The following is a 10,294-nucleotide window of genomic DNA, read 5'->3' on the forward strand; positions in this document are numbered from 1 at the left end:
CCTAACTCATCACTAAAGTAACGAGAATGCGGCGTGCATTTTTTCAAATATCCGATGCCCTGTCTGCGGAAGGATATGATCTGTTATTTCTGTGATTCTGTCATGCTATGACCTCCGTTCCGAGGGTGCATATCGTGTTGTCTGCCCTCTACAGGTGAAAGGACAAAAGGTCACGCTTTAAGAACTGAAAGGCAAAAAAATAATGCCCACCAAGGATTTGACTCCTCGATGGGCATTGCTTCTATACCAGTTATTCAGCCTGTTAAGTTTTTTGTCACGATGTGACCATCTTCATAAAATGCACTTACGCTTTTTTGTAATTCGCCACTACACCCAGCAGTTTTTTCTCATCAATCGGCTTGGAAATATGCCCGTTCATGCCTGCTTCCTCCGTTTTCTTTCTGTCCTCCGTGAAGGCATTTGCTGTAACAGCAATGATGGGAATGTTCTGTGCATCCTTTCTGGCCAGACTGCGAATCGTTCTGGTGGCCTCTATACCATCCATAACTGGCATCATGATATCCATAAGGATTACATCATAGTAGCTCTCTCTTGCGCTGCTGAAGATTTCCACTGCCTGCTTTCCGTCTGCTGCAGTCTCGACTTCTGCCCCGGCCTCTTCTAAGACGCACTGTGTAATTTCACGGTTCAGATCATTATCTTCCACCACAAGCAAGTGCATCCCCTGAAGGTCTCCGCTCTTATCATCTTTTTCTTCCTGCCCCTTCGGTGAAACACCAATTTCAAACGGCAACGTAACAGTAAAGGTTGTCCCCTTCCCCAGAACACTATCCACCTGAATGGTGCCTTGCATTGCATTTACAAGTTCATGGACAATTGCCATTCCAAGACCGGTTCCCTTATACTTTGTGCGTGCTGTTTTATGTTCCTGCGTAAAAGGTTTATACAGGTCATTCTCGATAAAGTCCCGACTCATTCCGATACCATCGTCCTGCACCTTTATCTCTAAAACAGTACTATTTTCGCTGTTTCCATCTATTTCCGAAACGATTGTCTGTACATGTCCGTTCTCTTTAGAATATTTGATTGCATTGCTGAGGAGATTGAGCAGTATTCTGCGAAAATGCATCACACTTCCGATGAGGAAGCGATGCTGAACCTGGTCATCCCGGATGATTAAATCTATGTTTCCCTCCTGCAGCTTACCTATCACAATTGCCTGCACATTTTCTAACTCCTCGTCCAGAGAAAAAGCAACATGCTCCAATTCAATTTCTCTGCTTTCCAGTTTGCTCATATCCAGAACATCACTGAGCATAGACTGAAGATGACCGGATGCAATATCTATATTATCCAAACATTCCTTAATACGCTGTGGATTCGTAATATTCTTTCGAATGATCCCTGACATTCCCACGATTCCATTTAACGGTGTTCGAACATCATGAGACATATGGGAAAGAAAGTCAGACTTTGCACGATTGGCACGCTCTGCCTTTACGTTAGAATCTTCCAGATTCTTCTGGTAAACCAGGAGTTCTTTAATATGCCGCTCCTGACTGCTTGCATACATCCGAAACACTGCGGAGATAATCAAAAGCAGAATAACTGACATGACTGAAATAATATAGAACGCCTGATTATTCTCCAACACATAATCGAGAGAGTGATTTCGTGTGAAATCTATAATCCATTTCGTTTTCAGCTTGTACAGTGTTCCATCCTCAGCCATGGCCTGCAGGGCTGTATTCAGCTTGGCCTGCAGTTCCGGATTGGTATCCTTTACGGCGATTGACGGAAAGCTCTTCATAATGGATGCGCCCCTTACCAAATCCAGATTGCTGTTTTCAATGATTTTTTCTCCGACTGCACTATGGCAGATGGCAAAATCAACCTCTCCGTTTTCCACAGCCTGAAGGATTTCCGTGTTTGTATTGTACTCCACATATTCACATTGCAAATCAAAAAGTCCTATGATTACGGAGCGTGCCATAATGGAAACCCGTTTACCAGAAAGCGCAGCAGCACTTAGTGCCTTTTGTTTGCCAAACATACACAATTCATCTGATGCCATTGGAATCGTATGCAGCGTCCCTTTCATGTTGGAGAATATTTCCAGCCCAAGAAGGACATCTGCCTCTCCGCTTTCCAATTTCGCTCTACAGCCAAGCCAATTGTCTGTCAGAAACACTGGTTTCATTTCCAGTTGATTCGCAAGCTCTGTCATAATTTCAATATATAGCCCGGACAATTCGCCCTTGCTGTTGATATATGCGTTTGGGCAAAAATCATAGTCCGTAGCGATTCGCAACTCTGGGACATCTTTACCTGTATACTTGGCCGTTACTTCTACTTTCGGTTCTGGTGAAAAAACACCCATTTGAACAATTGTAAAGCCCACAATAATGGCAGTTACAATTGCGGTAATCACAAGCAACAGCCGATAGATCACCTTTGCTACATTATCTTTCATATGTGTTTTTAATATCTCCTTTGTATGAGATTCCTGATACCTATAAAATCACAAATATAATATATCTTTCGTAGAAGTCACAGTCAATCTTTAACTTCTCAAAATTGCTTTTTCTTGCCGTTTCTCTTGCAGATGTCGGTTCAGAGCTTGACAAGAGAATCGTAGACGGCTCTGTTCATCGCATACGACTCTAACATATCACTGGCACACTCGATGGTGACGGCACGCTGGTCATTGGCATTGGATGAAGAACACCAGCTGCGGTTCTTTTCCTCCACGCAGAGAGAAATTCGGCCGTCTTTGCCAATGCCATAATTGCAGCTTGCCTGTCTGGACGGACTGGTAAAGCATGAGCAGATGCTCTCAGCTGATAACTGACCGACCACGCAGTGTGGCGTGATGCAGTCGATACTGTGCGTACGCTGCCCGGAGTGGTTCGGACTGAGCTTGGTGTAGGACACCAGAGAACTGTTTGTATATCCCATTTTACTTATCCTCGCTTTCTGCTCTGTCATGGAGCTGCTCTAATATGATTTTGATTTTCTCCGGCACAGGCAGGCCAAGATGAGCTGCGTTCTCCAGAAGGCTCACTCCCTCATTAGAGATGTAGAAGAAAATCACTGCAGTTCTCAGCACACTGCCTGTCCCGATCACCTGCACATCCAGCACATTGTCAATGCCCACGAGCAGGAAAATCAGCACCTTGCGGCAGATTCCCTTAAAGCCGACCTCGCTGGAGAGGTTCTTGTCCGCAACGGCACACATTACCCCGGTGATGTAATCAATCACCACAAAGGCAAGCAGTGCGTAAGCAGACCATCACAGCCGCCAAGGAAGTAGTCAAGCCAACCTCCGACTGCCGCAAATACAAATTGAATCGTGTTCCAGAATTCTTTCATGATGTTGTTTCTCCTTTAAAAAAGCTCCTTGCACATTTTTTCAGTGCAACGAGCCTAACTTTATTACAGATATATACTTCTATACCGTCCAGTGAATGGACGAGCCTCGTTCCGTGTTCTATGCTATCTTCGAATACGGAGGGTTTTATAATGAACGCATTAGAAAATGTATATAATATTGGTTACCTCGATGGCAGAAACCATGTGTTGGCACTTATCGTACTTTGGAGCAAAAAGAAAAAGCCCGAAACGATTCTTCATACGCTCTCTAATAAAATGTGATTTTCATGGTCTTATCTGCGGTCTTGATGACCGGAGATCCAAGGTTGTTGATAGTAGCAAGATGCGGTGTAAACAGGTAGAGCTCGCGATACAAAGTGTATTCCGAATATCGGTACATCCACTCTCGGGCAGCATAGGTCTTATATCTGCTCATCTGATTTCGTCCCCATGCCACAGAACTTGTATCAGGTGTATCTCTGACATAGAGTTTGGGTTCGCCGTCCAGGAAATACCAACCATTAATCACGATGTCATCATCTACGATATAGGTCCAAATGCTTGACGAAAGCAGGCGCTTCCCGCTTGGCAATAAAATCCCGCGCATGCCGCATCTAGCACCTCGCGTAATTCTTCCGTACTGCCAACACGTGTACCCTCAAAGCGACCGTTATTGCCATTGATCTCGTTCAGCCACTTCACGCCAAGACCGCCCGCTTCCTCCCAGCGGTGCAAATTCGGCGTGTGATCATCAATGAGAATATCCGCCGTGCTGAGTTTCCGATGCAGCATGGCCTCGATGAATTATCCGCAACTCTATCACAGATGCCTTACACAAAATATGTGGGTTTGAAACGGATTATGAATTTATTACAAAGCGAAAAATGAAGGAGATTCAGAAACTGAGCAAACAGCCACCTGTAAAATCATAAAAAATTTTTCCAAACCATATCTGGTAGGAAAAAAGACTATATAGTAAAACGAAAAGGCACCGCCGAGAAAGCTATATAAAATGAGGCTTCCAGCGGTGTTTTTCAAATTTGGACTGTAAAAAACGAGACTGTATTCTATCATAGCAGAGAATGTCCAGGAGGGCAACCACAGCTAAAAAAGGTATTATTTTTTGCACATCATTTCCGCTAACATTGACAGCAGCTGTTCTACCTGGATCGGCTTTGCCATATGACCGTTCATTCCGGCTGCCATGGCATCTTTCTTATCTTCCTCAAATGCATTTGCCGTCATTGCAATGATCGGGATACATGCCTTCTCCCGATCCGGCAGCTGCCGGATTGCCCGTGCTGCCTCATAGCCATCCATTTCAGGCATCTGGATATCCATGAGGATCATATCATAGGTGCCCGCCGGCATTTTTATTATCATGTTGACACACTGAATACCATTCACCACGCGCTCTGTTTTCATACCGGCACGCTTAAGGACTGCCTCTGCAATCTCCGCATTCAGATCATTATCCTCTGCTATAAGGATATTCCTGCCTTCCAGGATTTCCGTGCCTGTTTCAGGATTTTCGATCTGCCTGTTTTCATAATAGCTTTCATCTGCTATTTTGAGTTTCAGCGTAACGGTAAAGGTACTGCCCTTTCCGAGCTCGCTCTCTACCTGTATTGTTCCACCAAGCAGGTCCACATATCTCTTTACAATGGACATTCCAAGTCCGGTTCCAGCAATTTTACTCCTTGTAGTGTTTTTCTCACGGGTAAAGGCTTCGAAAATCCTTGTCAGATAATCCTGACTCATACCGATTCCCGTATCGCTTACCCTGGTCCTCACAATCATGTATCCAGGCTCATCGCATGGCAGTTCCTCCAGGCTTACCGTAACAGAGCCACCGGAAGGAGTATATTTCATGGCATTACTCAGGATATTGACAAATATCTCTTTTACCTTGGTAACATCCGTCAGTACATGCTCATGCTCTACACTCACCGAGTAACGAAAAGCAATCTTCTTTTTCCTTGCTTCGGCATCAAAAACTGTAAACACAGACTGACGGATATCTTCAATCCGGCTATAGCTCTCATCAATCTCCATTTTCCCGCTCTCGATCCTGGCCATATCAAGTACATTATTTATGATGGACAGAAGAAGCTTTCCGGACTGCTGCAGTTTTTCCAGATGTTCTTTTGTTTCCGGCAGGTCCTTTTCTTTCAGCTCATCCTCCATAAGCTGTGCATAGCCCAGAATGACATTCATAGGAGTTCGGATGTCATGCGACATATTGTTAAGAAAACGGGTCTTTGCGAGACTGGCCGCCTCTGCTTTTTTCAGGGCGGTTTCCAGCCTGTCATTCAGCTTTTGTGTATCATCTGCAGCAAGCTTTGCAGAAGCTTCTGCCTTCCTGGCCTTTCTTAAAAGTACAAGGACAACACCAATAATGCTGAATGTAAATATCCCTGAAGTGAGAAACACAACCGGCAGATTGTCTTTTATAAAATCAGAAAACGTCACCTTATCCGCCGTACTGTCATAGATTGCCAGTGCACTCATAATCATATCAGACGGCATGGTCTTCAGCGTTTTATTCAGTATCGTCAAAAGAGTTCCCTCTCCGTTTCTCACGGCAAAGCAGGCCTCCATTGTTTTTGTAAGCGGAATGCTCTTGAAATCCTGATGATTATCATATTTCAGTGCTTTACTGGTTCCCAGGAGAAAACAGTCTGCCTTTTCATTCATGAGCATATCTGCCGCATCCGGAAGCGAATCGTAACTGACCAGTCTCCATTGAGGATAGCTGAACATAATATGCTGTTTTAAGGCCTCATTTTTCCCTGGTACAGCGACTGTATACACTTCATTCTCATTAAAATGCTGTTCATCCGTTACCGCCATCAGGCTGTAGGTCCAGGCTGCATTTGTCAGCGTAAAGCCATGTTTCTCCGCAAAATCAGGATTTCTGCCGACATAATAAATCATGTCAATTTCGTGATCCTGTAAGGCCTGAATCATTTCTTCATAATTCTCATATGCCTGTATATCAAATTTCAGTGTCTGATTCCCCAGACAGTCTACGGCATAAGAAATATATTCCGACAGCGTACCCGTAAGCCTGCCGGTCTCTTCATCCATGGAAAAAACCGACGGAGCATTGTCCATAAATCCGATCCGGATGCTGCCATGCTCCTCCAGCCATGCCTTTTCTTTGCCAGTAAGACTCTGGCTGTAATCAAGCGCAAAATACTTCTTATACAGATCTGCCCGGAAGAACGGACTGTCCTGCTCCAGCTGACGCATAGCCCAGTCCAGCTCCGCCTTGATATCGCTGCGCTCTTTGTTTATCACAAAATATATGCCTGATTTTCCCACCGTGGTAACGGATGAGATTCCCTGTTCAGACCAGAAGGATTCCTCCAGAGACACAAAGCAATCAATCTCATGATCCGCCAATTTCTTTTCGACATCGTCATTATTATATACATTTACGTGTTCTGTATGTATGCCATTCTTTTTTTCCCATTCTGTCAGCATGACTTCAGGCTCTGTACCTAAGAGCACGCCTACGCGCTTCCCGTCCATAGACCGAAAATCCGATGTCACGACATCTGTATCTGACAGATCGGCATAGAGGATATAATTTTCCTCTCCCATTGGTTCCTCCGAATACAGCATCTTTTGTTCCCGTTCATCGGTATAGGAAATATCTCCCATGATATCAATCTCACCGTTTTCAAGCTTATCAAAGCAGTTGGACCAGTCACATTTCACATACTCAAACTTCCATCCGGTATAGCCTGCCAGAGCCTGCATGAGTTCGTAGCCGAAGCCGCGTCTAACCCCGTACTCATCAACATAATCGAAGGTATCCTCAAATGAACCGACATGAATGGTCTGCTGCCTGTCATCATACTGCGTCTCGGCAGCCCAGCAATGTACGGAACATAGTATCCACATTCCCAAAACCGCAAATATTCCTGCACATAGTACGGCTGTTTTTTTTCTACGTTTATACATTGTTGTTTTCTCCCTCAAACCGCCAGGTTCTTCATCGTTTTATATATTTTGTGATGACAGACAGCAACACACCCATATCGACTGGCTTTGCCACATGACCATCCATCCCGGCATCCAAAGCTGCCTGTATATCCTCTGCAAATGCATTTGCTGTCATTGCTATAATGGGAATCTTCTTTCCGTCCGGGCGATCCGGCATATTCCTTATGGCTTTTGTTGTTTCATATCCGTTCATTTCCGGCATCATGATATCCATCAAGATCAGCTCAAAGGTCCCCGGAGCTGTATTGCAAAACTGCGTGAGCGCAGATTTTCCATCGGCAGTCCTGGTTACGATCATCCCTTTTTCTTCCAATAGAGTTACGGCTATCTCTGCATTTAAATCATTGTCCTCTGCCAAAAGGACATGTAAACCACGTACAGCAATATCGTTCCTGAGCTTTTCTTCCTTTTCAGCCGGTACATGTTCTGCTATAAGCAATGGAATTTCGACAGTAAATGTCGAGCCAACGCCCTGTCTGCTGCTGACTTCAATTTTTCCACCCATAAGATCTACATACCGTTTGGCAATCGCCATCCCCAGTCCGGTTCCCTTATAGCTGGTTCTTGCTCCGTTATTTTCCTGACTGAACTCATCAAATATTCTGGTCTGGAACTCCTCGCTCATACCAATTCCGGTATCTGATATGCGAAAGCGCACAATGATATGCTGCTCATCTTTACCCGGACGGCTTTCTGCAGCAAATGAAATGGTACCTCCATCTTTTGTAAATTTGACTGCATTGCTGATAATGTTGAGCAATACCTCCCTGATCCTGAGTTCATCTGCCATCACATAAGGATTTTTAAGTTTTTCTATTGAAACCGTAAAAATAAGGTCGCGGTTTTCCGTATAGCCTCTTGCAATCGACAAAACCGTATTAACCATATCCCCCAAATCCACCGGCACTGGTTTATATTCCAGTTTACCACTTTCAATGCGGCTGATATCCAGCACATCATTTATCAGGGTCATCAGATATTCGGAACTCTGCCTGATCTTTTTCAGATAATTTTCCACTTTCCTGTCCGGTTTCAGCTTCAAGGCAATATCGGTAAATCCGACGATCGCATTCATCGGTGTCCGGATGTCATGGGACATGTGATTCAGGAACGTTGTTTTCGCAATATTCGCCGCATTTGCATTCTGTGCTTCCTTCAATGCTTCCATCTGTTTTTTCCTGCTTACCAAAAGCGAATAAACCAGAAGAAGAAGTACAAAAATAATCGCAAAGGAGACTCCGGTCACTAAACCGGCATACTCTGCAAGGACATCCTGCAGGGTCATTTTCTTTTCTGAAACAGAATTCAGTGCAAGGACAACGCCATTTAGAATATCGGAGGACTGATCAATTGCTTTATTGATAATGGTAGCTGCTCTTCTGTTTCCTCTCGTCGTAAACATTCCTAATTCCTGCCGTTTTGCCATCTCTGCAAATGACAGACTTTTGGTCAATGAACTTTCATTCAGAAGATTGATTTTGGAAGACGGAATAACAGTTGCTCCCACTTTTCCGTTTGCTACTGCCTCCAGGCATTCTTCCTGTGTGTCATATTGTTTGATCTCGGCGTCCGGAAAAAGAAGGGACACCATCAATTCAGAATACAGTGAGGTCTCTGTTGCTGCGATTGCGGAGAGACTGCTGCTGTAGTCATTTCCTTTGTAAATAACTACCGGCGTGATATCAAAGATTTTATCGGTCAAAACTACCTGAAACTGTTCCTGCGTATAAAAATCCTGAATGATAGGACCGGCAATATCAATTTCACCAGCCTGCAATGCCTCATTCATCTGTATGCCCGTGGAACAGGGAACTGCCTGGATCGTGATTTCATATTTTTTCTGAACAGTCTCCAGAACGGTTCCGAGAATTCCTGTCAGTTTTCCGTCTTCTTCACCGCAAAAAGGAAGATTATCCTTTAGATACCCCACACGTATGGTATTTTCATGGGCAGCCAGCCATTGTTTTTCTTCCATATTTAGTGCATAATTTATGGCTGCTTTCCCTTCATAACGGGCATACAGCTTGCTGCTGTAGTCCGTTTTTGTATTGTTGATTTCTTCCAGGGCAGAATTTAATTCCTCTAACAGATCCGGTCTGGATTTTGATACACCGAAATAGCAGTCACTTACACCGATATTAGCAATTGCAATAAAATCACTGTCGACAGATAGTGCCGGGATCACGAATGCATCCAGTTCATCTGCATCCTGTTTTTTTATTATTTCATCATAGCCTTTGCAGACAACAATCTCTGCATGAAGCTGATTGCTGTCCAGCCATTTTTCCAGAAGTTTTTTCTGACAGCTTCCATCCGCAACGCCGATACGGCAGCCATTCAGCTGCTTTAAATCTCCATCCGTAAGGTTCAAATGATCCTCCCTGGTATAGATCCAATATCGTTCTGTTCCCTCCGCATAATCAGAAAAACTGATTGCTTCTGCCCTTTCCGGTGTATAACTGACACTTCCAAGTATATCTATTTCTCCATCTGCCAGCATATCCAGACACTCTTTGAACGAGCCATAGACATATTCATACTTCCAGCCGGTTATATAAGAAATCTTCTGGAGATATTCATAGCCTGCTCCCTGCTTGTGTTCCCCATAACCGCCTTCCTGAAAATTGGCATATGGAAAATAGCCAACTCTCACGGTTTTATTTTCTTTCTCCATTGCCTGAGCTGTTTTTCCATTGCTTTTCATTTCAGACGCATGAACAGAAGCCGGTACCAAAAGCAGCATGAGCAGTACCAAAATACTAATCCATAAGCTTTTTTTCTTATCTTTTTTTCTTATCCGTTTTTCTGTTTCTCTGTCCATTCTTCCCACTTATGCTCCGTCCCCTTTTTATTGTGTATCCCCTAAAGCTATATCCGTTATGAAATCCCGTCTGCTGCTGGTGACATACTCCCACCACTTAGCTAGCGCCTGAAGTGGGGGCTTCTC

General features: G+C 44.2%; 5 protein-coding genes and 2 pseudogenes. 1 reads left to right on the forward strand and 6 read right to left on the reverse strand.

What is annotated here, in order from left to right; genetic code table 11:
* Positions 1-304 precede the first annotated feature (304 nt).
* The 3 genes and pseudogenes from DW922_RS16695 to DW922_RS16705 form a co-directional block, all read right to left on the reverse strand.
* Positions 305-2,434, reverse strand: a complete 2,130-nt coding sequence (locus DW922_RS16695) for a transporter substrate-binding domain-containing protein (protein WP_118727135.1) — start codon at positions 2,432-2,434, stop codon at positions 305-307.
* Positions 2,435-2,577: 143 nt separating this feature from the next.
* Positions 2,578-2,919, reverse strand: a pseudogene (locus DW922_RS16700) (N-acetylmuramoyl-L-alanine amidase); the annotation flags it as partial.
* 1 nt (position 2,920) lies between these two features.
* Positions 2,921-3,333, reverse strand: a pseudogene (locus DW922_RS16705) (phage holin family protein).
* A gap of 150 nt (positions 3,334-3,483) precedes the next feature.
* Here DW922_RS16705 and DW922_RS18350 point away from each other — a divergent pair.
* Positions 3,484-3,615 carry a hypothetical protein gene (locus DW922_RS18350; RefSeq protein WP_279221205.1) on the forward strand — a complete coding sequence of 44 codons (132 nt, stop codon included), beginning with the start codon at positions 3,484-3,486 and terminating at the stop codon, positions 3,613-3,615.
* Here the strand turns inward: DW922_RS18350 and DW922_RS16710 are convergent.
* The 3 genes from DW922_RS16710 to DW922_RS16720 all read right to left on the reverse strand — a co-directional run bounded on the left by DW922_RS16710 (position 3,602) and on the right by DW922_RS16720 (position 10,168).
* Entirely contained in the window at positions 3,602-3,940 is a 339-nt protein-coding gene (locus DW922_RS16710; protein ID WP_118727136.1) for a hypothetical protein, read from the reverse strand. The two genes, DW922_RS18350 and DW922_RS16710, sit on opposite strands and share 14 nt — an antisense overlap.
* A gap of 509 nt (positions 3,941-4,449) precedes the next feature.
* Entirely contained in the window at positions 4,450-7,305 is a 2,856-nt protein-coding gene (locus DW922_RS16715) for a transporter substrate-binding domain-containing protein (protein WP_118727137.1), read from the reverse strand.
* A 31-nt stretch (positions 7,306-7,336) separates the two neighbouring features.
* On the reverse strand, positions 7,337-10,168 hold the full coding sequence (locus DW922_RS16720; protein WP_147353390.1) for a transporter substrate-binding domain-containing protein: 2,832 nt from the start codon (positions 10,166-10,168) through the stop codon (positions 7,337-7,339).
* Positions 10,169-10,294: the final 126 nt, after the last annotated feature.

The organism is Clostridium sp. AM42-4 (assembly GCF_003480105.1).
GTDB lineage: Bacteria > Bacillota > Clostridia > Lachnospirales > Lachnospiraceae > Brotaphodocola.